The sequence below is a fragment of the Ktedonobacter sp. SOSP1-85 genome (assembly GCF_016587415.1).
Taxonomy (GTDB): Bacteria; Chloroflexota; Ktedonobacteria; order Ktedonobacterales; family Ktedonobacteraceae; genus Ktedonobacter.
On record NZ_BNJI01000001.1, the window covers coordinates 3,800,620 to 3,826,249 of the forward strand.

The following is a 25,630-nucleotide window of genomic DNA, read 5'->3' on the forward strand; positions in this document are numbered from 1 at the left end:
TTCATCAGGGCGTATTATCTCGCTCCTGGTGCATATTCATGGTAACACCTGGAAAGGAAGCCTTTCAAGTCTGCTTGCCATTTCCTTTTTTTATCCTAATCCGGGTCATGTGTATAGTGTGTAGCTGAGGTATCAGGTGAAGCCTGGCATCTCAGCTACACACTATACACCCTAATCTTCTTCTTGAGACACGTTTATACAGGATGGCACGGTGATAAGATAGCCATTTTTCACTATCTTCAGCGCTAATACTTGATTACAGAGGTGCCGCAGTGTTAGTGTGGATAGTGAACACGAGGAGTGAACACGAGAATATTAGAGTTGAGTTTTTCTTTTAAGGTAGGCGAAGATCATGATTTGTGCATACTGTAATGCTGCGAGAGAAGCAAACACTGCTCCATGCCCCAGATGTGGTGCGCCTTCGCCGTTGCTGGGACAGACGAACGCTGGCGGTTTCCAGGCTGGAAGTATGCCAGGGGGAAGTGCCTGGGGGACGGGAAGCCCGGCAGCAGGCGGAGCCGCAAATGGCGCATGGGATGATGTACCCCAGCTCTCCTTTAGTGGTCCCCAAGTTGTGCCGCAACCACAGTGGTGGTCTCAGCCAGAAGGCTCCGCTCAGGGGCAGGGGGCATCCCAGGTGAACTGGCAGCAAGGCCAGCCGCAGAATGATTGGCAGAGCGGGCAGAACTCAATGCCGATGCCGGGCTCAGGTCCCCTGGGCAGCGGTCAGTGGGGAAGCGGACAATATGGTGGAGCAGCCGGTGGCTCGGGGACTCAGCTTTCCTGGAATCAGGACGGCGAGGCGAATAACCAGTTTCAAGGGGCGCAGCCAGAGCAATCGCTCTTGCCAGTACCTTACCAGGCGCCAAATACCGTGCAGCTACAAGTGCAGCATGGGCAGGGAACGTCGTCGATGCTCATGCCAGTGCAGAATATTGAGCAACTGCTACCAGACCTGCCCGAGCAAGAGGGTTCCGTCTACGTGCCGCCCATGTACACCAAGCCGCGCGCGGTCATCCCCAGATATCGCATCATTAGCGGCTTTTTGAGTGTGATTGTCGTGGTACTTCTGCTCTGCACGGGTGCAGGCTACTATGCCAAAGCTTCTGGTAAGCTGGGAACCGTCGCAAACATCTTAGGTATTAAGACGCCTCCCCCTGTTCAGCCGACGGTCACAACCAATATTCCCGATCCAGCTGCGCGTGAGACGGGTCCGGGCGCGGGCATTATTACCTCCGCCACTACCACATCGCGCATCGATCCTAATAGCCATATTGCCCTGGATGAGCATAAAGTCTTTGCCCCTGGAACTCTCTTCTATGTAACCTACAATATCTCAACGAAGAAGGATGCAGGAAAGATAGCCGTCAAGGTATTTACAAATGGTATCCAGGATAAGGCGCAAGAGACCGCTATTGAGGCTAACCAGAATAAGCATGGGTATATTAGCCTGACATATCCCGTCTCGCTCTCTGGCAAAATAGAACTCTACTGGAATGATCAACTGGCCTATCGCCTCTACTTTGCCGTGAAGCAATAGTATGTGTAGACTCCCTGATAGGTAATAGGAAGCCCCTGATAGCCATAGACTATCAGGGGCTTCCTATTACCTATCAGGGAGTAATTATTTACAGCGGGTCTCAACGGTGACATCACCAAAGACCTGGACCTGACAGGCGAGGCGTGTATTGGGGTTTTTCTTCAAGTCCTTGCGGAGCCAGAATTTCTCCATGAAGGTCAGGGGGTTGGTGTTCTCGCTAGGAGAAACCGCGACGCGATCAGTACCGCACAGACCGTTGCCATGGCAGTTACCAACTTTGTAGATACCGCAGTATACGGGCACATCATGCTCAAGCGCGGGATAACGCACTGTATCGCCTTCAGCAACCTGCACCTGCACGTTTTCGCGTACATATGTAATCGTTGGCACGACTTATATCCTCCGTGATAGATGTTTGATTGGCAGATAAGGAAAGATAAAATGAGGTATCAAAACCTGTAAATTCTTGTCAGAATATAGCACAGACATTAGGGAGCGTCAACCAAAGTAGAATTGATAAGGGAAAGTATGTGGGGAGAGGGATACTGAGCGTCCGGCCCGGTACCCCTCTCCCCACATACTTTCCCTTAAGAGTTTGTTACTACCATAGTGATGGTGAGTTGCGCGGGTTGGACTTTGAGCGCTGGATCGTTGTGGCTAAAGGTAATGGTGGTCGTAAAGGTGCCCGTACTGGTCGTTGCGACTGTGGGGGTGACCATAAGGATATCGCTCTCGCCGGGATTGAGCGTGCCCTGTGTGAGCGAGAGGCTGGCCGAGCCATTGCTCTGGCTGGTGCGCCAGTTGAGTGTCGCCTGGCCGACATTGGTCACTGAAATTAGTTGAGAGGCGAAGCTATTGCCCCTGGTCGTGTCGAAGGTAAGGGCTGATGGCACCACGCTAATGATGGGTGCAGGTGGTGGTGAGACGGTGAGCGAGACCGCGACCTGCTTTACCTGGCCACCTGAGTTGAAGGTGAGGGTACCTTGATAGGAGCCGGGTACCAGGCGACTATCATCAACGTGAACGGTTAGCGTCGTTTGCTGGCTGCCATCCAGGCTCCCACTGGTCGGGGTTGCGCTGAGCCAGTTGCCCTGGTCAGCGGTACTGGCACTGGCCTGCCAGCTTAATGCGAGCGCTCCCGTGTTTTGCAGGGTAATAGTTTTATCGGCTGGCTGCTGATTAACAATCGTCGAGAAGGCCAGTGTAGGTGGTGAGACCACAAGGTTGCCTGTGGCAATGACACTGAGTGAGACGCCAACCTGGGAAGTACTGTTGGCACTGCTAAAGTTGAGAGTGCCTTGATAGTTGCCTACCGCCAGTTGTGTAGACTGAATGGCAATGGTAATGATCGCGCTGCTATGTCCTGGCAGCTTGCCCTCGGCAGGCGACATGCTTAGCCAGGGCGAACCATCGCCGGTCAGGGTCGTTCCCGCCCAGTTGATGGCCTGGTCGCCTGTATTCTGAATGACCACGGATTGGGCCGCTGGGCTATAGCCTGCGCCTGTCGAGAAGGCTAGCGATGCTGTTGAGACGACGAGTGTTGCGCTGGCTGGCTCTTTGGCTACGCCTAGCGTCACAGTTAACGTAAGTGGAGCGCTTTCGCTGGCGTTCGTTGTGCGGAAGAGCAGGTGCCCGGTGTAGGTATGGGGCAGAAGCGTGCCCCGGTTGGCCTTGACCTGGATAGTGGCGCGTCCCGCGAAGGAGCCGCTCGCGGGAGTGACCGAGAGCCAGGGCTGATCACTACTGACCTGCCAGGTGAGCGAATTGCCACCATTATTGATCAAAGTCAGGTCGCGGGTCGCGATGGTCCCGCTGGGGGCGGCATCAAAGTCGATGCGTTGCGTCGCCAGTTGCAGTTGAGGTGGCCCGCTGGGCGTTTCCTGTACCATGACAGTTGTCGAGACGCTGAGCCGCATATGCTCATCAGTGACATGAATGGCGTGGTTGCCAATGCTCCACGCTTGTGTCACACGGATCTCTAGTGAGAAGGCCCCCTGCTTATTCGTACTGGCAAGCAGAGGCTTCCCGTTGTCGCCAGGGATGGGCTGCGCGACATCATAGGTGAGAAGCAAATTATCGCGCGGGCCAAAGCCGCTCCCTTTAAGGAGAAAGGTATCGTTGATGCGTAGCTGATTGGGAGTAGCGATCACTGAAGCCTGGGCAATTGATGGCTTGTTGCCAATAAGGAAGAAAGCCAGCACGCTACTCATGATCAAGAAGAAGAGACACGTGCAGAGCAGGATAAGGCTGGTGGCGCGAGGACGGGAGGAGCGCATATTTGAGAGAGGAAAAGGTGGCTCTGAGATGGGATCTATCGCGCCCTGCTTCTCGACTACATAGCTTGTTGGCGCCTCCTCATGTAGGGATGCTTGTGGCTGGTGATTGCTTTCTACCTTAGGAGGCATTGGTACGGTGACTTGTGGCTTGGAGGCAAAACGGCTGGCACGTCGCGTGGGAACGGGTATGTTTAGCCCAGGACCACTTTGCTGATCGCTTTGTGTATTCTCTACTTCAAGTTCAGATGTACTCTCGTCTACCTCAACTGTGCGCGAGCGTACAGTTTGCTGTAACGCCTCCATCATGCTGGAGTGGTAGGGATGGTCTTCTGGATGTAGCCCGGCGTGGTGCCCAGCGCGATGCGGAGAGGCTGGTGGTAGTGATGGCTTCTGGGTATGTGGTTGCCTGGCCCCCGAACGACGCGAGGGGCGATCAAAAGCATAGCCGCAACGGCTACAAACCTGGGCATCGGCGCGCTGTAGTTTTTTGCATTGTGGGCAGCGTATGGTATCCATCCCTGTATATATTTCAGGAGAAGTGAGCGCAATTCCTACTTCTCCCGCCTCCAATCATGTTTTAAAAAGATAGATGAGTTTCTATAAAATGTTGTTGCTATTCAATAAACGTATAGCTCGGGGAATTCTCAAGGATTGAGATACTCTTTTGTGAGTTTGAAAAGTAGATGGGGCTTTGTATGGTGTTTTATGTTGTATTGTATCACATTATGTTATGATTGCTGATAACTGCTTTATCCTACAACTTGTAGAGTCCAGGCTGGCTTGGACTTCTCGCCACTATGTGGCTCGCTGGGTAAGGGAGAGTGGGGGCGGACGGACTTTGTCCGTCCGCCCCCACTCTCCCTTACCCTATGCTGAGGAGGAAGACAGGGCTAGGGCGTGGTCGCTGGTGGTGCCTGGACGGTCACGCCCGAAGTATCGCCATTGATAGTGACTGCCATGCTGCCGGTGTGCTGGACGTTTTGCGCGTCGGCGCCGCTTACCGCCAGGGTATAGCTGCCAATGGGAATATTGCTAAAGCTGAAATTCCCTGAGCTATCGGCGGTTGTGGTCGCAATGACCCCGCTGCTCGTTGACAAGGTGACCGTGGCATTGGGCAGGGGTTCAGGTGTTGCGCATTGACTATCCGCGCAGGCGACAGCGCTTCCACTTAGCTTATAGCCCGTGATTGTCAGTGTTACAGGGATCTGAACAGGGCTGCCGACAACGTTTGCGCCGCCGCTCCCGCTGGCGGAAAGCGTGATAGTTCCCTTGTAGGTTCCCGGTGGCAGCGAGCCAGGGCTGGTAGTAACAGCCAGGGTGCTGCCACTGCCAGTGTCGCTGCCATTGCCACCTGTCGAGAGCCAACCACTACTCCCGCTGTCAATGCTAGCCGTCCAGCTGACGGGGCGAACGCAGGTACCAGTTGTTTGCAGGCTAACGTTCTGGCTGGCGATGGCCTGATTTTGTGAACCCGTGAAGGAGAGACTATCAGATGCCACCTGTAGGCTACAGGGAGGTTGCACCGTTAGTGTGACGGTAAAGGACTGCGGGCTGCCCTGGGCACTGGTATTTGTGCTCTCCGTGGCATCGATATTGACCTGTGCTCTATACACGCCAGGATCCAGTCCCGCGATAGAGGGAGATACATTGAGCATCGCGGTCGCGTTACTAGCGGTGAAGGTGCCTTTATTTGCAGAAAGCGTCAACCAGGAAGCGTTTCCGCTGGTGGAGGCATTCCAGGTCAGGGGCCAGCTACAATTCCCGCTGGCGGAAAGGGTAATCGTTTGGGCTGTTGGGGTGCTTCCTCCCTGGATGGCATTAAACGCGAGTGCGCTCTGAGATGGCTGTGCCAGCGTACAGGGTGGAGCAACAGTCAGCGTTACCATGATAGTTTGTGGGCTACCGGGTGCGGCATGATTGGTGTTATCGCTGCCATTAATCACCACCTGTCCCACATAGGTTCCGGGCGAGAGATTGCTGGGATCAATATTGATAATGACCTGCCCTGTCTGGCCGGGCGCGATGGTATTGCCCGTAGGTGAGGTACCAAGCCAGGAGTAGGCCAGATTATTAATATTTGTGCGCCAACTCAATGGACTATGGCCCGTATTTGTCAGGGTCACAGCCTGTCCCGCGGGTATGCCTTTGCCCTGGGTGGTTGAAAAATTGAGACTGAGTGGTGAGGCACTCAATATTGGCGCCGTCGGTGTTGGAGGTGCCTGTACACTCAGATCAACCGACATCGAAAGGCTACTATTCCCCGCCACAACCGAGACGAGGCCCGTATAATGTCCCGCATTCAAGTTATGGGGATTGACGCCGATGGCTACGGTTGCCCCTGTCATATTATTGACGGTGCCACTATTGGGCGTAATGCTGATCCAATTGTTCGGGCTGCTGGCGTGCCAACCAATCGTGCCTGGACAATTGGTGCCGGACTTCAAGAACAGTGTCTGGTCGCTTGGATGGTTGAGTCCTGCGACGGTCACAAAGCTCATAGCGGGTGTGCTGGCAGTCACCGTACATTGTGGCTTAACGGTCAGGGCAACCGCCACGCTTTGCGGACTATTGATGGCCGTATGTCCATCGCTGGCGCTGAACGAGAGTGTATTGAGATAGGTTCCGGAAAGCAGTTTGCGGCTATCAATATCCAGTGGCACGGTGCTGGTGTCATGTGGCGCAACAATACCTGTGTCCTGGCGTGTTTTTAACCAGTTGAAATGCGGATCAAGCTCATGTAAGTAGGCATTCTGTCCATTGTCGACTGGCTGATTGCCTGAAATGGTCCAGTAGAGTGGTTGGGCTCCAGGATTGGTGATCATTAGCGCCTGGGGTGAGGAGCCATTATTGCCATCAACGGTATTATAGTTAAGCACCACGGGTGTTACCTGCAAGACGGCGCCAGGGTAGGGAGGAAGTGCGTGCACCTCCATGGTCACTCTGGCCGTCTGAGGTTCCCCCACATTTGAGGCAAAGGTCAGAGTGCCAGTATAGGACCCGGGTTTGAGGTCGGCGCGCTGGATGCCAACCAGCAAGGTCTGCTGGCTACTAAATGCACCTTGCGTAGGCGTGACCTGGAGCCAGGATTGATCGCTACTGACGGTCCAACTAATATTGCCACTCCCCGAGTTATGCAGGGTAAGTGGTTGGAGTGTGTTAGCTCCCTGGTAGGCTCCTCCCATATCCAACTGCTTTGTATCTAGCAGGAAATGAGAGGGGCGTGTTGGACCTTCGGTAACATGGAGCGTCGTGCTGGCAATATAACGTGTATTGATATCCTCGGCCTGTACCAGGTGAAAGCCCGGTTCCCAGCTTGTATCAATATTGACTTTGACATCCACACTGCCATCATCACCAACGGCGACGAGCGTGTGGTCGATATTAATACGGATGGGCTCTCCAATGTCATGCGTCAGGTAGAGCATGGCATGAGGCCGGAAGTGATGTATGGAGAGCGTGATACTCTGTCCATACGAGGCGGTCGGAGTCGAAAGCGTCAGGGTTGGAATGCCACCAGATCCCTGGTTATTATTGCGAGAACCCAGAAATGAGAAAGAGACCAGCAGGCTATCAAACGCGAGTGAGAGCAAGATCAGAGCTGCCGCACAAATGAAGAAGAGACGCAAGCGCTGTTTATTCTGAAGAAGCGGTGTGACCAGTTTGGGTATTGGAAACGAAGGAATATGACCCTCAGCGATAGCTCTACGCACATCTTCCTGCTCAATCCGCTGTGCCGCCGCTGGATCAAGTTGACGCGCCAGCAGTGGATCTCCTGCGTCCGCCCATTTATCGTCCTCATTCTCCTCGTTTTCATGCTCGGGCAGCCAGGGCCAGAAGTCAGGCAGTGGGAGGCTGTTCTCCAGTATATCCCGCCGCGCGGCAGCCTTCTCTGGGCTTGCTGTATTGGTGAGCGTCCCGACGCCCGCAGGCTGGGTTGCCTCGTTTTGTGCAGCCTGGCCCACGCTTGGATGGGGTGTGCTCTCGCGCTCAACGTCTACGGTGATCTCTTTGAACGGAGAGAGGCGCGAGGAGCGGCGTAAACGTGGCTCTTTATGTTCAGTGGCTTGTAATAGGCGTGCGGCATCGCTTAAGTTATCGACCATATGACTGGAGGTATCGGTCGCTGGAGAAACTGGCGGAACCGTCTCCTCTGCGCTGAAATGAGTCGCATACTCTGGATCAGGAGCAAATGGATCTATCTCGGGAAGAGTTATTTCTCCCGTGATATCGGGCATGGTTATAAAGGCGCTCTCTGCCTGGGTCGAGGCAGGATGCGCGCCAGGTTCTTCTGGAGATGACCAGGCGGAGAGGCATTCTTCACAGTAGACGGCATGATCTGGGCAAGCCCTGCCGCAATGTCTGCATTTACTCATTATGTACTCTTTACCTATAAATACTCCACTACCACATATCAACACAGCAAAAAACAGCAAAAAAAGAGAGGAGTGAGGCGAGAGCTGGCCCCCAGTAGTGCTTCGCTCCTTAAGAAAAGGCTTTGAAAATATGGCACAAAGTACGCAAGCTATAGTACGCTGCACTGAAATAAACGTTCCAGGTGCAGATTTTTCACATCCACTTAACGCGTATAGGAGCATTTGGGCACAGATATATAATTAAAAGGCGTGAGTAAAAATAAAAACTGCTTCTATGTGTTATTATTCCGGGTTACGAGTGTGATGTGCCCTGGCTGCCTTCGGCAGCCAGGGCACATCACACTCGTAACCCGGAATTTTGCTTTACTGGCGCAGGTCTGCTCCAAACTCCTCGTGGAGACCGCGAATGATGCGCTCCTGGGCCTCATTTGCCTCGGTATCTTTGAGCGTTCTCTCCTGAGATTGATAGACCAGGGTATAGGTGAGGTTCTTCTTGCCTGCTGGGATGGGGTCACCCGTGTACAGGTCGAAGAGCGTCACGGCGCGCAAGAGTTCACCACCGAGGCGCTGAATGGCGTCTTGCATATGCTGCGCAGGTACCTGCTCATCAACGATGAGGGCCAGGTCGCGCGTCAGCTCCTGGTGACGCGAGATGGGTGCGTAGGTAATACGCGCTGGAACCGCGTTGTAGAGTTGCTCCAGGTCGATCTCGCACAGGTAGGCACGCTGCGGTAGATCATAGTGCTGCTGCACCAGCGGGTGCACCTCGCCAAGGACACCTACCGGGCTGAAGACCTCTGTTCCGTCCGCTGTCTGGCGTGGCAGTTCGAGCAGCGCACAGCGTCCAGGATGGAAGGTTGGATGCTGCGTTGGCGTGAAGCGATAGCGCCCAATCTTCAAGCCCGCGAGCAACGTTTCAATGGTTCCCTTGAGATCATAGAAGTCTGCCGGGCGCGCCAACTCTGGAATCCAGGTAATCTCCGCGGGTCCACTGAGCGCGATACCCACCGCACGGCGCTCGTCTGGCTGCTGCGAGGCTGAGGCACCAGGCAGGTAGCGCCGCCCGATCTCGAAGAAGCGCAGGCCTGCTTTATTACGTTTGCTATTCTCCTGAACCGTCTCCAGCAGGCTGCTCATCAGCGTCAGACGCATACACTCCATATCGTTGCTGAGCGAGTTGGCCAGCACGACCGCGGGAATTGAGTGTGGATCGAAGGTCGCCACAGCCTGCGTGCCATTGCCTTTTAAAAGTGCTTCGGGCGCCTGCTCACCTGCGCCATTCGTCGCGCGTGGCGCCTGGAGCAGGTAGCGTACTGACTCCTCGTCGGCGTTGGAGAGCAGTTTGGCCATGCGTGCGCGGCTGGTGAGCGAATAGGTGATCGTCTCATTGAGATTAGCATTGACCAAGAGCGTGCGCAGCTCCTGCTCGCGTGCGAACCAGGTATCCTCCAGGCGCTCGGGCAGGGGGCCAATCGGAATGGTGCTGGGAATCTTGTTGTAGCCAATGAGGCGAATAACCTCTTCAACCAGGTCAGCGCTCTCCTCAATGTCATTGCGGTGCGTGGGAACGCTCACGCGCATGCCATCGCCCTGTTCATCGAATTGCACGCCGAAGCCCAGCGCGCTTAAGGTCGTCTCAACCTCGGAATGCGTGACCTTCATCGAGGTCAGCCACTCGATATCGGCGAGTGAGAAGCGCAGGGTGCGCGGCTCGACCGGGGCTGGATACTGATCCGCGATGCCGGGATTGATGGTCGCGCTCGCCAGCTCCACGAGCAGTTGGCAGGCCCGATTCGCGCCCAGGATGGTCAGGCTTGGATCGATGCCCTTCTCAAAGCGGCTAGAGGCATCGGTGCGCAGGCCAAGTTTAGTTGAGGTACGGCGCACGCTGGACCCCAGGAAATTGGCCGACTCCAGCAGTATCGTCTGCGTCGCGTCATTGACCTCGCTCTTGGCCCCGCCCATGACGCCCGCGATGGCCGTGGGACCCTGGGGGTCGGTGATGAGCAACATCTCTGATGTTAGCTTGCGCTCAACATCATCGAGGGTCTTAAGCTTCTCGCCTTCCAGGGCGCGGCGCACGATGATGTGATGCTCTGGAACCAGGTCATAGTCGAAGGCATGAAGCGGTTGCCCCAACTCTAGCATGACATAGTTTGTAATATCGACCACGTTACTGATCGGGCGCATGCCAGCGGCGAGCAGGCGACGTCCCATCCAGCTGGGAGAAGGACCCAGCTTGACGTTGCTGATGATGCGCGCGCTATAGCGAGGGCAGAGCTTTTCGTCTTCCACCGTGATGCGAACCAGGTCCGAAGCGGGTGTGCCCTGCTCCGCGAAATGTGGCTGAGGCATCCGCAATGGCTGATTGGTCAGGGCCGCGACCTCGCGGGCGATACCGATAATCGACGAGAGGTCGCCGCGATGGGCCTTAATGGAGAACTCTAGCACGACCTCGCCCAGCAGGTCGGAGAGCTTCAGGCCTAGCGGAGTGTCCTCGTCGAGGATATAGATGCCGCTGTGATCGTTGCCCATTCCCAATTCGCGCGGAGAACAGAGCATGCCTTGAGAGACATAGCCCATTTTCTTCGTCTCGCGGATCTCCAGGTCGCCAACCTGTGCGCCCGCCAGCGCCAGGGGAACTTTATCGCCCAGTTTGATATTGGGTGCGCCACAGATGACGTTCAGCTCCTGCGTGCCGGTATTTACGCGTGTATAGTTCAGGTGGTCGGAGGTCTCCACTTTCTCCAGGTGGATAATCTGGGCGGTAATGATTTTATCGCCCCACTCCTTGCCAATATAATCAATCGTCTCGACCTCGAGTCCGGCCATGGTCAGTGTATGCGCCAACTCCTCGGGAGACATGGTGATGTCAACGTAGTCCTTGAGCCAACTTAAAGGTACTCGCATGTAGATGGAACTCCTTGTCTGGTTTCGAATGCTGCTGGATCTTATTCCGAAACCCAACCCCCCATTCGGGGGCGCGTCACTTGCGCCTGTCCCCAAATGGGGATGACTAGCGCTTCCCCCATTCGGGGACAAGCGCGCTCAGGGTTTTCGGATCAGAAGTGCTAGAACTGGCGCAAGAAGCGCAGGTCATTGCCGGAGAAGAGGCGAATATCATTGACGTTGTACTGGAGCATAGCGATACGCTCCACGCCCATGCCGAAGGCAAAGCCGCGATATTTCGCGGGATCATAGCCCACCTCACGCAGCACCTTTGGATGCACCATGCCGGAACCAAGGATCTCCAGCCAGCCAGTATATTTACAGACGCGGCAGCCCGTGCCATTGCAGGAGGCGCAGCTAATGTCGACCTCGGCGCTGGGCTCGGTGAAGGGGAAGTAGCTGCCACGGAAGCGCAGGCGCCGCTCAGGGCCGAACATCTCATGCGCGAAGCGCTCAAGGACACCCTTCAGATCGGCCATGGTGCAGTGCTCATCGATCAGCAGACCCTCGATCTGGTGGAACATGGCCTCGTGCGAGACATCAATATTCTCGTTGCGGTAGACCTTACCGGGTACGAGGACGCGCACGGGCGGCTGTTGCTGCTTCATCGTGCGAATCTGCATCGGCGAGGTCTGGGTACGCAGCAGAATCTCGCCGGGCGAGACCCAGAAAGTATCCTGCATATCGCGGGCCGGGTGATCCTCAGGGACGTTAAGTGCCTGGAAATTATAATAATCGGTCTCGATCTCCGGACCCTGTACGATCTGGAAGCCCATCTTCATGAAGATAGCGCTCACGTCCTGGATGGTACGCGAGAGGGGATGCATGTGCCCAGCAGGCAGTGCGCGCCCGGGGAGTGTCACATCGATGCGCTCCTGCTCCAGCGTTTGCAGCATCTCGCGCTGTTTGAGCTCTTCGCGCTTGGCCTTTAATTCCTGCTCAAGGGCTGACTTGACGGCATTGATCTTCTGCCCAACCACGGGGCGCTCCTCTTTCGAGAGCTTGGGCATCACGGCAGAGAGATTTTTAAGTTCGCCGCGGTTGCGACCCAGGTAGCGAGTATCCCACTCATCAAGCTGGGCAGAGGTGGTAATGCTCGCCAGTTCTGCGATGGCCTGCCCACGTAACTGTTCCAGTTGTGTGAGTAAGTCCTCAAGTTGTCCAATCATAGCGGTAAAGTTCCTCCAAAAAAACAAAAAACCGACATTCGTCAACAGGGACGAAGTTGTCGGCAAAATTCTGCACGTTCGCGCTAGAATAGCAAGCTCCGCGGTACCACCCGTTTTGAATTATGATCGCCAGGCACAGCACCTGGAAGATAACTGTGCGCCACCATAAATCCACTCGGTTTGTCCTGTAACGGGGACCACCGGGGCTATCTACTTACACCTGCCGGGTTATGAAGGCAGAGTTTCAATAGCCAGCTCTGGGGTGAACTTCGGTGCAGGTCTTCTGCGAAAGGGCTTCCAGTCGGTGACCCCTTCTCCCTGTGCATACTCGCTACACGTACTCTCCCCATCATCGCCTTTTTTACACTTTTCAACTCAGATAAAAGTGTACCAGATTCAGGCTGGAAAGTCTAGACTTTTGCATAGCCTAATAACCTAATAGCCCAGCAGTGCCTGCAACTCCTTCTCACTCTGTTTACTAAGAGGAATCATCGTCTCTTGTGCGTCATTCAATAGGAGGGTATAGCTATTACGCGTAAATTGGATGACAGCCTTGATATGTTGCAAGTTGACAAGGTAGGCGCGATGAGCCTTGAAGAAGCCGCGCCCCAGGAGGCGTTGCTCTAGCTCTTGTAGCGTCAGATTGGTTGTGGCCTCCTCGCTAGCCGTGCGCAGATAAATCTTGCCATCGCGGCTGGTGGCGTAGAGAATCTCGCCGGGATCAAAGAGGATAACACGGTCCTCCTTGCGTGCCGGGACCTTGTAGGGGACAAGACGTTCTGGAACAGCTGAGTCTTCCTCGGCAACCTCTGAGGATGCAGTGGGCGCGGGCGCCTCATTGCGGCGGCAGTCAATAACGCGTCCGCCTCCTAACTCCACAATATGTGTGCAGAACTTACCTGCCCAGGAGAGGTCCTCGCATGTCAGCAGAATAGCCGCGCCTTCCTGGGCTTTCTGCTTCAGCAGGCGCGCGAAAAGATTCTGGGCCTCCAGGTCGGTACGCAGCGTTGGATGGTCGAGGAGCAGAAAGCCCGGATTTCCCATAAGCAAACGCGCGAATGCCACGCGGCGCCGGGCTGAGGGCGTGAGTTTGGCGACGCTTTTGCGCGCCTGGTCGCTCAGTTCAACCTGGGCCAGCACGTGCTCAATGCTCTCTTTGGGGAGATGGTGCAGGTTGCGGTACAGGTTCAAATTATCGTAGACCGAGAGACGCTCATAGAGCAGATCCTCCTCAAAGAGGGCGGCGATATGCTGGCGTACCTGGGGATTGCGATAAATATCTACTCCCTCCAATTCCACATAACCCCCACTGGGGGAAGCATGCCAGCCAGTGTGCGTAAGAGCAGCGTTTTACCACTGCCAACGGGACCCGCAACAGCATAGATATCTCCCCCTTCAATTTGAAGATCTTCGATATCGAGCGCATGATGGTTATCTAACATCTTGTGCAGACGGTGTACGCGTATGAGCATCGTCTCTTCCCTCGCCAGGTGCTTGCTATGAGGTCTCTAACGGTTGGAGCGGAATAGCGCCGCAGCTATTGTAGCACAGCCGTTTGCTTCACCCAACCGTTTCTCTGCTCCACTCAGCGTTTTTGTCGCTCATTCAGGGGCAGAATTGCTCCTGTTAGCGGCAAATATACTCCACTGGACCAGAATTTATAGCGCGAGTATTTTTGCCATGTTACAGTTTGGATAGATCAAGTTCGCGAGGCGAACACGAGAACATGCAAGCCTTGAAGAGTGAGAGATAGAAGATTATGGATACAAGAGATATCATGATAGAGGCGCGTGAGTTGTGCCGTACCTTTGGCAAGAAGCAGGCGGTGGATGAGGTGAGTTTGAGTGCGCGCCGGGGCGAGATCTTTGGCCTGTTAGGCCCTAATGGCGCGGGCAAAACCACGACGATACGTATGCTAACGGGGCAGATTGAGCCGAGCGGTGGCTCGGCGCGCGTGGCGGGTTATGATGTTGTTCACCAGCGTCGCGAATTGAAGCAGGTTATAGGTGTCGTCTTTGAGGAGCAGAATCTCTACGAACGCCTTTCGGCACGCCTGAATTTAGAGGTCTCCTGTTGGCTGTATGGCCTTCCCAAAACGCGTATCGACGAGGTCCTGGACCTGGTCAAACTACGCGACCGGGCCAAAGACCCCGTACGCACCTTCTCTAACGGTATGAAGCAGCGGGTGATGATCGCGCGTGCCTTGCTGCATCGTCCACGCGTCCTCTTTCTGGACGAGCCAAGCCGTGGACTGGACCCCATCGCTGCGCGCGAGGTACGCCAGGCAGTACGCGAACTCTGCCAGGAGGGGATGACGATCCTCCTGACGACGCACCTGATGGAAGAGGCGGACCAGCTCTGCCATCGCGTGGCTTTTATCAATAATGGGCATATCGTGGCCAATGATACACCTCGTAACCTGAAACTGGCGCACGGTGAACCCACGCTAACGGTCACCCTGTCTCAAACAGGCCAGAATGAACAATCGCTTCAAGAGCAGGTGCTCTCTCTCAATAACGCAACCGATCAGGCGCGGCTGGAGACCTGGATGCGCGAGGGACTCGTGCGTGCCATCCACTCCAATGAAGCCTCGCTGGAAGACGTTTTTATTCAGATCGCTGGCGTACGCCCGGCCTAAGACTCAAGCAAGGTGGTGATAAATATGAATCTGCGTTCAACACTGGCTATCGCGCGCAAAGACGCGCTTGACATAATCCTCAATAAAACAACGCTTTTTGCCTTGCTCACGCCGCTCTTTATCGCGTTGCTCTATGCCCTGTTTTTAGTGGTGTTTGGCCAGCATAATACAGAGATCCTGGTTTATAACCCCGGCAACTCGCAGGTGGAGCGAGCCATCAGCAGCTACTTCGATAAAGCCAAAGTCACGCATGTCAACTCCTCGCAGGAGGTGACAGCGGCCTTTGGTCCAGATGGAAGCCACAAAGACTCACCGTATGCCGTCGGCCTCATCATTCCCAACAACTTTGAGCAGCAGATTGTGCAAGGTCAGAAGCCGGAAGTGACGCTCTACATGAACAACGACCAGGGAGCTGGAAGCCAGGGGCGAGGCGCGCTCGCCAGCATCATTACCGCCTATGTGACTACGCTTAAAGATCCCCATCCACTCGATCTGAAAATGGCCATGATCAATCCACCTAAATCAGAGATCGCCGTGGAGGATATATTACAATCCATGTTTGGCGCGCTTGGCTTGCTCATGTCGTTTATCACAGGCATCTCGGTTGTCTCCTCCCTACTGGTGGAAGAAAAGGAGAAGAAGACGCTACGAATGCTCATGGTCTCTCCAGCCACCTTTGCGGATGTCATTATGGCGAAGCTCCTGGTGGGCCTGGGGTACCAGCTCTTGCTCTCCATCGTCGTCGCCTTGACGCTGCAAACGCTGACTGGCAATGTACCTCTCCTGCTGGTTTTTATTCTCCTGGGCTCATGCCTGGCGCTCGCTTTCGGGCTCCTCGCGGGCTGCATCTTCCAGACCAATAATGCCGTGGGTGTTTTTAACGGCGTTGGTTCAATGTTCTTTTTTGTTCCCGGCATCTTCGCGGGAGGGATTATGGGTAACCTGTTACAGAATACGCCCACAACCCAGGTCATGAAATTTGTCCCCACATACTACTTGAGCGACGGCATCTTTAAAGCCCTGAATAATCAAGGCTGGAACGCCTCCATCCTCCTGGATGCTGGCATTCTCCTGGGGAGTATTGCCGTCCTCTTCGCCCTCGCAGCCTGGCTCCTCCGCAGGCAGGCCAGCGTCGTCGCCTTAATCTAAGCAAGAGATTCTAGAGAGCCTACAAACCCGTCTCAGGTACTGTATCTGATGACAGGCTGCCGGCAACGCCGGCAGCCTGTCATCAGATACAGTACCCCTTTTGAGCGCCGCAGGCGCGAAAAGACCATCCAGGAATCAACTTTGACGCTACCAGGAAAAAATCGCGAAAAGGGGTTGACGAACTACAAATCCTTCTGCTATAATTATGACGTTCCAAGAAAACGGGGTGTAGCGCAGCCCGGTAGCGCACTTCAATGGGGTTGAAGTGGTCGGAGGTTCAAATCCTCTCACCCCGACTAAGGTAAAGACGAGGAGCCAGCTTGTAAACTGGCTCCTCGTTTCGTTTTATCTATACCTCACTTTACCTCTTCAACCGCACATATCCGGCAAATGTAGCAACGGTGTAGCAACGCGCTAAATTTGCTCTCATGATCTAACGTAAGTACGAGGGCGTTTGAAATACAAAATAACATCTTCCGTATAGGGCGGACGAACTTTCATGGTGCTAACAAGCTCCCATCCTTGTTCACCCAACTCGTTACAAAAATCAACTGCAAAAATATAAGTCCGCTACCCGTCGGACGATCGCAGATGCTGACTTCGTTCACGTGTCACTCTGGTGAGCCCAGCATTTGGCGTCTCCAAAATCAGCCCAGGCTGATTTTGCTCCTTGATTGTTGAATACTGCTACACCAAGATATCCTGAAGACGTGGCATTATCATCATCCACACTCGTCAATTCTACGCCATTGGCATAGAGCCCGATGCTCCTCTGTGCGTCGAGAATGACAACACCGATGCGCAGGGGGAATGAGATCGGAGCGGTCAGTTTCCCAGACTTGATCACCTGGTATGGTTGTCTATTATTCAAGGTATCGTAAGCCGATAGAGCATAGGTGCCATTGCTAGAAATGACGAAGAAATAGTAATAATGCTCCTCAGGGTTGCCGCCAAAGATCAGACCGGCAGCCGAGGCATCCATTTGTTTGATAGAGACCTCATAGGTATACTTACCATGACTGTCAAAAAATGGAGTATAGGTGCTCAAGCATGGATAAAACTCTTGAGCTTTTGTCGCACTGACATGCAGCGCGCCTCCTTGATTCGTGCAGTCCGGGCTTGTCTTCCATTTGCCAGAGAGAGTGCTCAAATTGTCCTCAAAAAGGATGTTCGTGCCGAAAGGATAGTGACTGGCATAGTATGTAGCTGTGGCCTGCACTCTCGGTTCGGCCAAAAAACCAGTCACTCTCAAGCCGCCATCGAAGAGGGTAAAGTCGCTGTTCGCGCAGGCCCAGCCTGAGACAGAGCAGATCACCAGCAGAATGGGTAGCACGATCAGGATAGTCTTCCCTCTCTTCTTCTTTGGTGGTGGCGCAGGAAAATACGGTTGCGCCGGTCCTCCAGGGTACGGGTAATACGGATTGATAGGTCCTGGAGGGTACTGCTGTCCCTGCATAGGGCCATAGGCAGGCCCAGGTGGTGAAGAAGGTGGTTGATTATTGCCCTGCGGTCCATACAGGTTGTACATTCGCAACTCCTCTATATACATAGCGTTTGAGCGATGTTTGCGCGCTAGATATATTTGCGTTGCTCTTGAGTATAAACGATGGAGGGAATAAACACAAGGCTCAAGCCACCACCCCACAGGGTTTCGCAAAAGTCCACATTCCTTGCTCCAGACTGGCGACCTGCGGTCGCTTTTGTATGAAATGATGAGGGTACCTCCTTCTTTGTCTTTCCATAAAACACCTTACGTTTGCTATCCTCATAGCCGGGTCAACTTTTCTCCTTGTGAACAATCTAAAAATCGTCTATGCTAATGAAGAAGAAGAGTTGATCTACGCAAAAGAAATTGAATGGCTTGTGGTAAGTAAGGATAGAGAGCGTTTTTTACAATGGTTGAGGGCACATATTCAACCACATCATGACTAAGGAGGCGGGTGTCATGACGGAGAAGGACGTAAAAAGCAAAAAAAACAGCAGGAAACCGAAACCTGCAATGCCAGTCAAAAAAGCCATTGAGATTTCTATGAAGCAATTTGCTAAAGAACTTGAGTACCTCAAAGATCGTTAATACTAAGGTAAAGACGAGGAGCCAGCTAACAAGCTGGCTCCTCGTCTTTGTATTATTTGATACATCTCCTTGTCTCTTAAATCTGAAATACCTTATAAATGTAGCAACAGTGTAGCAACGCGCTATTTTGTCTTTCTTTTCAAGATTTACTGCTTCACTGCTGTAATCAGGGAGGCGCCCGGGGTGAGCAGGCGGTAGCTGCGGACCTGGTGCATGCCAGCCTCCTCCAGCCAGGCTTTGACAGTCGCGAAGGGGTAGCAGGTGCCGCCGCAGGTGGTCATGGTCAGGGCCATAAATTGCACCATGAGCGAGGCCAGGCGGGAGCCGTGGGTCTGGTCGGTGACCTGGTCGACGAAGACGAGTATACCACCGGGACGCAGGGTCTGAACTACCTTGCGCAAAATGGCCAGGTTGAGGTCGGGCTGGAGCAGGTGCGCGATATGGAAGTAGAGCGCGACATCAAAGGGCTCGGCAAAGAGCGTCGAGAAGTCATCCTTGACGATATCCCCGCAGACAAAGTGCATGCGCTCCTCCAGGTGCATGTGCTTGGCGGTACGCTCACCTGCCTCCAGTCCTGGCTTGATATCAAGGATGGTAGCCTGAAGGTCAGGATATTTGCGACAGAAGAGCGCGCTATAGGCGGCGTGGGAGCCTCCCACATCCAGGAGTCGTGTCGAGTCCTGGGGAAGCCGTATATGGCGGATGATCTCGCTGCCAAGGGCCGTGGCAAGCGAGGCTAGGCCGGCGTAGTGGCGCGCCAGCATGGCCTTCATCTCGGGTGCACTGGCGTCTTCCTCGTAGGGCATACGCATGGCTTGGCTATTGGTATGGATGACTTCGTCGATATGTTCCCAGATGTTGATGATATCGGGGCTGTGTACCACGTAGGGGGCGATACCGACGGGCGAGTCACTGGTGAGCCAGCGCTGGCTCATTCGGCTATTAGCATAGAGACCTCGGCGCTCACGCAGGTAGCCCGCTGAGACCAGGAGGTTGAGGAGCAGCTTGATTCCCTGGGGGTGGCAGTGCAGACTCTCGGCCAACTCTTCGGCACTCTGCCGTCTCTGGCTCAGGCTATCAAAGAGACCCAGCTCGCAGGCCGTTACCAGCATCTTGGCGATTCCAGGCGCAAGCGGCGTATCAAAAAGCGGCGTGGGCAGGATATTGAAGCGCGAGAGCAGCGCTTCCAGTGGGGTCAGACGCAACGGCATAAGACAATATCTCCTCACCTGATAGAAGTTTTTAAGCCAGGCATTCGGCTTGAGTCGCATGCAAGTTTTTTTGAGTTCTATTTTAAGCCAGCAGGGTCGCTACGATCCACCCACCGCCGAGAAGCAGGCAGGTAAGTACGACCAGGTAGAAATAGCCCTTACGTGTTACACGTGGTTTGCCTGGTCCTGAATACAGGCTGAGTGCGAGAATGAGTAGACCTCCCACCAGCAGGATTGAGAGTAGTAAACCAGGAAGGGCGGGTACCAGGCCTGTATACCAGAGGAGGGCCATTAAACATCCTCCCAGCGCCAGTAGTAGCGGGCAGGTCCAGAACGTCCCGCGTAGTCCCAGGAAAACCGCCAGAGTACGCGCGTGACTGGCGGCATCCTCTTCCAGGTCTGGCAGCGAGTTTGCGAGGTTGAGGACGACGCCCAGCAGGGCTGCGATGGGAACTAGCCAGTAGAGTAGCGGTAGAAAGTGACCCATCGCTACAAAGGCGTAGATGGGAATGAGAGGGATGGCCAGCGCGAAGACGATGCCACTGAAAGGTGTAGACTTTAAGCCCAGGTTATAAGCCTGCCCAAACGCCAGGTAGAGAAGCGAGATCAGGAGCGCTGGCATGTTGATTGGTAGCAGGAGCAGGAGCATCAGCAGCATGAGTCCTATACCAAAGGTCAGGGCCTCCCCAGGACGTACAAGGCCCTGCACCAGGGGCTTGTTTTTCTTGCCCGCGGCATCCAGGTGGCGATCACAATAGTCATTGAGGACAGCGATTGAGCACTGCATAGCTGTATGGGCCGCGATCGCTAAGAGAATGAGCAGCCAGTTAAAGTGAGGCCACGCGGCCAGTAGAAGAAAAATGGTCACGGCAATGGCATGAAAGAGAACCGGCAGGGGATGACAGAGCTGTACAAGGCCCCGTGCGATGGCCAGGGGGCGGCGCTTTTTTACGATCTCCATGAAAATATCGACATCCTTTCATGCAAGTAGGGTGCATCGCGGGCATCGAAGCGTAGACAGCACATGTTAGCTATGTGTTATTAGGAAGAACGCCAGGGAAAACCGATATTGGTTGATAGGATGGTATGTGGATAAGCAAGGTCACTTCATGGTGTGTAGAAGGCGAGATCTCTGGGAGCAGAGCGCCAGGCTCCCAGAGGCGTTACCAGACGGGCAAGCGATCCTGAACAGCCTTAAACCAGATGGTGCGTACCTCATTCCCGGCGGCCATAAGTGTAATCCAGACCCCAAGAGCGGTACCGGCAATCCAAAAGATCAGCATCAATGTACTACTGTTAATGCTTAATAACTGGTTCCAGGCGTTGACGAAGGCGTAGGAAAGTGCATCATGCCCATTAGCAAGGGGAAGCATGGCGCGTAGCGTTGGTTGCCCCAGGAAAAAGCCAAGTGTGGCGACAGTAGCCAGGAACAGGACGGTGAGAAGCTCGGAGAGCGATATGCGCAAGGGGAAAAAGTTTGATTCAGAGCGCCGAAGCTCTTCCTGGCGTGCCTGTTCAACCTGTTGAACTGAACGCGCGACCCGGAACATAATATTCTGCGTCAGATTGGCGGGTTCAATGACCCGTTGCATTGAGTAGAATGACTGCTCGACCAGCTCGAGATAGCGTAAGTGTTCGCGGCACGCGGAACAAGATGAGAGGTGTGTTTCGAGCGGGCGCAACTTTGCCAATGGCAGGCGTTTATCAACGTACAGCTGGATATAAAATGCAGCTTTGGCACAGTGCATATTCAACCTCTCGTTCTCCAATCTTGTTCAAAGGCCTGTATACGTTCTTTCAACAGGTTGCGGGCGCGAAAGAGATGTGTTTTGATGGTGCCGATAGGCATGCGCAAAATGTCAGCCATCTCTTCGTAGGTCATATCCTGCAGATGACGTAGCACAAGTACGACCCGGTACTTGGCGGGTAGGGTTGCGAGATGCTCTTGCACGAGACTCTGGCAGGCGGCAGCCTCCAGCTGGGAGCCGGTAGCATTCTCCTCGCCAGCATGGTCGAGCAGATGCTCCTCCTCCATGGCCACCTGGAGCGCCTTGTCCCGCTTGCGCAGCTCAAGCTGCTTTAAGCAACAGTTGTACGCGATACGGTAGAGCCATGTTGAAAAACGCGCCTCGCCACGAAAGGAAGGGAGACCCTGCCAGGCGGCGAGAAAGGTTTCCTGCGTAATCTCATTTGCCTCTTCGTATTGTTGCAGCATACGATAGACGAGATTAAAGACCCGGCGTTGGTGGCGTTGTACCAGGATGGCGAAGGCATCCTGATCTCCTGCCTGGCTGGCTGTGACCAGGGCAGCATCATCCTGCTCGGCCTGTTCTGGATAGGAAGAGGCTAGGTTTGGCAGGGGTATCCCTATGCTTTGTGGCGATTGCAAGAAAATTTCACCCATAACAAAATTATTAGAGAACGAAGGCACCTAGAAAGTTTCAGCAAAATAGACGAAAATAGCAAGCGAAACATCTAGCCTTCTTACGGTATCATATCATAACGAGCAGCTAACATAGGCTCAACTAAGGAGAAAGGCATGTCGGCAAACGTGATTTTAGTACTAGGTGGCTGGTTGATAGCCCTGGCCATTTTCTTCGCCTTCATTGTGCTCATCCGCTATTTGCAGCACAAGGAGCGGATGGCCATGATCTCGCACGGCTTGACCCCTGATAATATGTCGAATAGGCGTCGTAGTCGAGGTATCTTGCGGGCGGGACTTATCACCGCTATGATTGGGGTAACCTTGACCGCGGGTCTCTATCCAATCGGCTTCTTTCTGCCGCAGTTTTATAGCGCGCCTCTGCATCTAGGGCCCTGGCTTCTCCCGGGGTTGATTCCCTTCGGTGTGGGTCTGGCACTGGTAAGTAGTTACTATCTTGAGCCCGCAAGCGTGAGTACAGGTGAGGAGCGTTCTGAGCAAGAGAAGAACAAGGTCATCCAGCTTAATGCTAAGCTTGAACGCGAGTCAGGGGAGAAACGCTAGCCGTTTTCTGAACTGGGTGAAGCTCAGAAAGAAGCAATTTTTCAACAATTTTCCAAATCTATAAAAATTCGAGAAAAAACTCTTGACAAGAGTGCGGAGCAGTGATATTATTCCACTTGCGCCGGACGGGACACCGAAAAGCGCACCGGATGCGAAAGCATCGAGCGTACTTTGAACAACTGAAGAGTGGTAAGGAAAACAAACAAGTACAAGTAACCTGTCAATGAGGATAAGCAAGTCATCCAAATAAGAACAGAAAATCTCCAGTGTGAGATTTTTATAAAAATTTGAATGGCGAGTTTGATCCTGGCTCAGGATAAACGCTGGCGGCGTGCCTAACACATGCAAGTCGAACGCCCTCTCGCAAGAGAGGGAGTGGCGGACGGGTGAGTAACACATGGGTACCTGCCCCGAGGTGAGGAATACCGGCGAGAAATCGCCGACAATACCGCATATGTTCCTCCGGGAACAAAGCTCGCAAGGGCGCCTTGGGATGGGCCTGTGGCCGATTAGCTTGTTGGTGAGGTAAGAGCTCACCAAGGCCACGATCGGTAGCTGGTCTGAGAGGATGGTCAGCCACACTGGGATTGAGAACGGCCCAGACTCCTACGGGGGGCAGCAGTGAGGAATTTTCGTCAATGGGGGCAACCCTGAACGAGCAACGCCGCGTGCAGGAGGACGCTTTTCGGAGTGTAAACTGCTTTTCTTGGGGACGAGAACGGACGGTACCCAAGGAACAAGCCCCGGCTAACTACGTGCCAGCAGCCGCGGTAATACGTAGGGGGCGAGCGTTGTCCGGAGTTACTGGGCGTAAAGCGCACGCAGGCGGTTTCGTACGTCTGGAGTGACAGTTCCCGGCTCAACTGGGAAAGGTCTTCGGAAACGGCGAGACTTGAGGGCTTCAGAGGGACACGGAATTCCGGGTGGAGTGGTGAAATGCGTAGAGATCCGGAGGAACACCAATGGCGAAGGCAGTGTCCTGGGAAGCATCTGACGCTCAGGTGCGAAAGCTAGGGGAGCGAACAGGATTAGATACCCTGGTAGTCCTAGCCGTAAACGATGACCACTAGGTGTGGGAGGTATCGACCCCTTCCGTGCCGTCGCAAACGCAATAAGTGGTCCGCCTGGGGAGTACGGTCGCAAGATTAAAACTCAAAGGAATTGACGGGGACCCGCACAAGCAGCGGAGCGTGTGGTTTAATTCGATGCAACGCGAAGAACCTTACCAAGTCTTGACATGCAGATGCACCAGCGGTAATGCGCTGTCCCTTCGGGGCGTTTGCACAGGTGCTGCATGGCTGTCGTCAGCTCGTGTCGTGAGATGTTGGGTTAAGTCCCGCAACGAGCGCAACCCCTACTGCCTATTACAACTTCTAGGCGGAACTGCCCTCACGGGAGGAAGGCGGGGATGACGTCAAGTCAGCACGGCCCTTACGACTTGGGCGACACACACGCTACAATGGCCAGAAACAAAGGGATGCCAACCCGCGAGGGGGAGCCAAGCTCAAAAACCTGGTCTCAGTTCAGATTGCAGGCTGAAACTCGCCTGCATGAAGGTGGAGTTGCTAGTAACCGTAGGTCAGCACACTACGGTGAATACGTTCCCGGGTCTTGTACACACCGCCCGTCACACCACGAAAGTCGGCAACACCTGAAGCCGCCAGGCTAACTCTTCGGAGAGGCAGGCGTCGAGGGTGGGGTCGGTGATTGGGGTGAAGTCGTAACAAGGTAGCTGTACCGGAAGGTGCGGCTGGATCACCTCCTTTCTAGGGAGCTGTGATTGCCCACTGTGGCAATCCATTCCCAGGTCGATCCCCCTGATTTATCAGGAGGAACCTGACGACTACTTATCTTCACCAGGCTACTGGCTTGCTTGGCAAGCCTTACCACTCTTGAGTTGTTTGAACAACTTGATGCTTTTGTCCACGGGCTTTTAGCTCAGGTGGTTAGAGCGCAGTCCTGATAAGACTGAGGTCCCTGGTTCGAGTCCAGGAAGGCCCATTTCGCACCGAGATGTATGGGGATGTAGCTTAGCTGGTAGAGCGCTGCCTTTGCACGGCAGAGGTCAGGGGTTCGAGTCCCCTCATCTCCACCAAACCCATTTGTACATGCAGGTGGAGTGGTGGTCATAGCGAAAGGGAAACACCCGTTCCCATCCCGAACACGGTAGTTAAGCCTTTCAGCCCTGACGATACTACGGGGGCAGCCCCGTGGGAAAATAGGACATCGCCTCTCCACCCGCCTGTATGGGTGGGTTTCATGGTTGCGATTACGGGCTTTTAGCTCAGGTGGTTAGAGCGCAGTCCTGATAAGACTGAGGTCCCTGGTTCGAGTCCAGGAAGGCCCATTTCCCTTTTTAAGGCCCTGGTTTCATACCAGGGCTTTTTTGTTATTTCATGGTATAAAGAGAACATGATGAGCGGGCTGGCAGAGCCAGCCCGCTCATCATGTTCTCTTCACACACTAACCGCGTCGCAGGCGATTATAGGCCAGGCGCAGACCCTCCAGGGGTAAATATTGATTGATGTATTGAATCTCAGGAATAAGAGGCGCCATGAGTTGAGCCAGCCCACCATGTGCGATTACCCTGACCTCGCCCTGGTCGGTGACGCCAGGAATCTCCGCGCAGAGGCGCTTGATCAGTCCCTGCACCAATCCTACATGCCCGTAAATAATGCCCGATTGCATGTTCTCAATGGTGTTCTTGCCCAGGGCGCGTTGAGGTGGCGTCAGGTCAACGCGGAAGAGGCGCGAGGCCGCACTACTGAGCGCTTCTGCTGAGATCATCAAACCAGGGGCAATAGATCCTCCCAGGAAGTTGCCCTCCTGCGAGATGACATCAAAGGTGGTCGCGGTGCTAAAGGCAATAACCAGGGCGGGACCGCCATACAACTGATGCGCGGCGAGGGTTGTCATGATACGATCCGAACCAATCTCCCAGGGATTGTCGATATGGAAGGCAATGCCCAGGTCTAACTGGTGCGAGATGACGAAGGCTTCCTTATGGCAGTAGCGTAGCGCCAGCTCTTGAAAGACAGGTGTCAAGGGAGGGACTACGCTTGAGAAAATAAGATCGTGAATATCACTGAAGCGGTGTCCGGCATGTTGCAGCAGGTCGTTCAACACCATGGCATATTCGTCGGTAGTACGCTGGCGTGACGTTGAAACAACCCAGTGATGCTTCATCGTGTCATTAAGATACAGGCCAAATTTGATATTGGTATTGCTGATATCAATTGCTAGTAACATGGAGAATCCGCTTTCT

17 protein-coding genes, 4 tRNA genes, 2 rRNA genes, 1 pseudogene and 1 other annotated feature are annotated in these 25,630 nt (G+C 54.2%); of the genes and pseudogenes, 11 read left to right on the top strand and 13 right to left on the bottom strand.

Going from position 1 to position 25,630, the window contains the following annotated elements; genetic code table 11:
* Nucleotides 1-427: 427 nt before the first annotated feature.
* Complete coding sequence (locus KTE_RS15925) at nucleotides 428-1,540, top strand: hypothetical protein (RefSeq protein WP_201382485.1); 1,113 nt, start codon at nucleotides 428-430, stop codon at nucleotides 1,538-1,540.
* A gap of 84 nt (nucleotides 1,541-1,624) precedes the next feature.
* On the opposite strand, the gene KTE_RS15930 is transcribed toward KTE_RS15925, so the two are convergent.
* From KTE_RS15930 to KTE_RS49595, 7 genes and pseudogenes are all read right to left on the bottom strand, one after another.
* Complete coding sequence (locus KTE_RS15930; RefSeq protein ID WP_007912232.1) at nucleotides 1,625-1,930, bottom strand: 2Fe-2S iron-sulfur cluster-binding protein; 306 nt, start codon at nucleotides 1,928-1,930, stop codon at nucleotides 1,625-1,627.
* Nucleotides 1,931-2,127: 197 nt separating this feature from the next.
* Nucleotides 2,128-4,332, bottom strand: a complete 2,205-nt coding sequence (locus tag KTE_RS15935; RefSeq protein WP_201382487.1) for a choice-of-anchor D domain-containing protein — start codon at nucleotides 4,330-4,332, stop codon at nucleotides 2,128-2,130.
* 374 nt (nucleotides 4,333-4,706) lie between these two features.
* Complete coding sequence (locus KTE_RS15940) at nucleotides 4,707-8,189, bottom strand: carboxypeptidase regulatory-like domain-containing protein (protein ID WP_201382489.1); 3,483 nt, start codon at nucleotides 8,187-8,189, stop codon at nucleotides 4,707-4,709.
* A 363-nt stretch (nucleotides 8,190-8,552) separates the two neighbouring features.
* The gene (gene pheT, locus KTE_RS15945; protein ID WP_201382491.1) at nucleotides 8,553-11,099 is read right to left on the bottom strand and encodes a phenylalanine--tRNA ligase subunit beta; all 2,547 of its coding nucleotides are present in this window, start codon (nucleotides 11,097-11,099) and stop codon (nucleotides 8,553-8,555) included.
* A gap of 161 nt (nucleotides 11,100-11,260) precedes the next feature.
* Nucleotides 11,261-12,307, bottom strand: a complete 1,047-nt coding sequence (gene pheS, locus KTE_RS15950; RefSeq protein WP_201382493.1) for a phenylalanine--tRNA ligase subunit alpha — start codon at nucleotides 12,305-12,307, stop codon at nucleotides 11,261-11,263.
* A gap of 43 nt (nucleotides 12,308-12,350) precedes the next feature.
* Nucleotides 12,351-12,669 (bottom strand) — a binding site (T-box leader).
* Nucleotides 12,670-12,742: 73 nt separating this feature from the next.
* Nucleotides 12,743-13,351: a LytTR family transcriptional regulator DNA-binding domain-containing protein gene (locus tag KTE_RS15955; protein WP_374226813.1), complete on the bottom strand. Its 609-nt coding sequence runs from the start codon at nucleotides 13,349-13,351 to the stop codon at nucleotides 12,743-12,745.
* A gap of 21 nt (nucleotides 13,352-13,372) precedes the next feature.
* Nucleotides 13,373-13,779, bottom strand: a pseudogene (locus tag KTE_RS49595) (ATP-binding cassette domain-containing protein); the annotation flags it as partial.
* 287 nt (nucleotides 13,780-14,066) lie between these two features.
* Between KTE_RS49595 and KTE_RS15965 the strand changes: the two are divergent.
* The 3 genes from KTE_RS15965 (at nucleotide 14,067) to KTE_RS15975 (ending at nucleotide 16,390) form a co-directional block, all read left to right on the top strand.
* Nucleotides 14,067-14,945 (top strand): ABC transporter ATP-binding protein, encoded by an 879-nt coding sequence (locus tag KTE_RS15965; protein ID WP_201382499.1) that lies wholly within the window; start codon nucleotides 14,067-14,069, stop codon nucleotides 14,943-14,945.
* 24 nt (nucleotides 14,946-14,969) lie between these two features.
* Nucleotides 14,970-16,094: an ABC transporter permease gene (locus KTE_RS15970; protein ID WP_201382501.1), complete on the top strand. Its 1,125-nt coding sequence runs from the start codon at nucleotides 14,970-14,972 to the stop codon at nucleotides 16,092-16,094.
* Between the two features lie 222 nt (nucleotides 16,095-16,316).
* Nucleotides 16,317-16,390 (top strand) — tRNA-Pro (locus KTE_RS15975).
* A 308-nt stretch (nucleotides 16,391-16,698) separates the two neighbouring features.
* Here the strand turns inward: KTE_RS15975 and KTE_RS15985 are convergent.
* Entirely contained in the window at nucleotides 16,699-17,622 is a 924-nt protein-coding gene (locus KTE_RS15985) for a hypothetical protein (protein ID WP_201382505.1), read from the bottom strand.
* Between the two features lie 417 nt (nucleotides 17,623-18,039).
* Between KTE_RS15985 and KTE_RS48865 the strand changes: the two genes are divergently transcribed.
* Nucleotides 18,040-18,168, top strand: coding sequence for a hypothetical protein (locus KTE_RS48865; RefSeq protein WP_255552896.1), 129 nt, complete (start codon nucleotides 18,040-18,042; stop codon nucleotides 18,166-18,168).
* 146 nt (nucleotides 18,169-18,314) lie between these two features.
* Here KTE_RS48865 and KTE_RS15990 read toward each other — a convergent pair whose 3' ends face one another.
* From KTE_RS15990 to KTE_RS16005, 4 genes are all read right to left on the bottom strand, one after another.
* On the bottom strand, nucleotides 18,315-19,379 hold the full coding sequence (locus KTE_RS15990) for a class I SAM-dependent methyltransferase (protein WP_201382507.1): 1,065 nt from the start codon (nucleotides 19,377-19,379) through the stop codon (nucleotides 18,315-18,317).
* An 82-nt stretch (nucleotides 19,380-19,461) separates the two neighbouring features.
* Nucleotides 19,462-20,340: a UbiA family prenyltransferase gene (locus tag KTE_RS15995; protein WP_201382509.1), complete on the bottom strand. Its 879-nt coding sequence runs from the start codon at nucleotides 20,338-20,340 to the stop codon at nucleotides 19,462-19,464.
* A 202-nt stretch (nucleotides 20,341-20,542) separates the two neighbouring features.
* Entirely contained in the window at nucleotides 20,543-21,127 is a 585-nt protein-coding gene (locus KTE_RS16000; protein WP_201382511.1) for an anti-sigma factor, read from the bottom strand.
* A gap of 2 nt (nucleotides 21,128-21,129) precedes the next feature.
* Nucleotides 21,130-21,768: an RNA polymerase sigma factor gene (locus tag KTE_RS16005; RefSeq protein WP_201382513.1), complete on the bottom strand. Its 639-nt coding sequence runs from the start codon at nucleotides 21,766-21,768 to the stop codon at nucleotides 21,130-21,132.
* A gap of 150 nt (nucleotides 21,769-21,918) precedes the next feature.
* Here KTE_RS16005 and KTE_RS16010 point away from each other — a divergent pair, with 150 nt between their 5' ends.
* The 6 genes from KTE_RS16010 (at nucleotide 21,919) to KTE_RS16035 (ending at nucleotide 24,712) form a co-directional block, all read left to right on the top strand.
* A complete protein-coding gene (locus KTE_RS16010; protein WP_201382515.1) occupies nucleotides 21,919-22,365 on the top strand; it encodes a DUF6249 domain-containing protein in 447 nt (148 codons plus the stop codon).
* 288 nt (nucleotides 22,366-22,653) lie between these two features.
* Nucleotides 22,654-24,131: ribosomal RNA gene (locus KTE_RS16015) — 16S ribosomal RNA — on the top strand.
* Between the two features lie 161 nt (nucleotides 24,132-24,292).
* Nucleotides 24,293-24,366 (top strand) — tRNA-Ile (locus tag KTE_RS16020).
* An 18-nt stretch (nucleotides 24,367-24,384) separates the two neighbouring features.
* Nucleotides 24,385-24,460, top strand: a tRNA-Ala gene (locus tag KTE_RS16025).
* Nucleotides 24,461-24,483: 23 nt separating this feature from the next.
* Nucleotides 24,484-24,600: ribosomal RNA gene (gene rrf / locus KTE_RS16030) — 5S ribosomal RNA — on the top strand.
* Nucleotides 24,601-24,638: 38 nt separating this feature from the next.
* Nucleotides 24,639-24,712, top strand: a tRNA-Ile gene (locus KTE_RS16035).
* 116 nt (nucleotides 24,713-24,828) lie between these two features.
* Here KTE_RS16035 and KTE_RS16040 read toward each other — a convergent pair.
* Entirely contained in the window at nucleotides 24,829-25,614 is a 786-nt protein-coding gene (locus KTE_RS16040) for a type III pantothenate kinase (RefSeq protein ID WP_201382517.1), read from the bottom strand.
* Nucleotides 25,615-25,630: the final 16 nt, after the last annotated feature.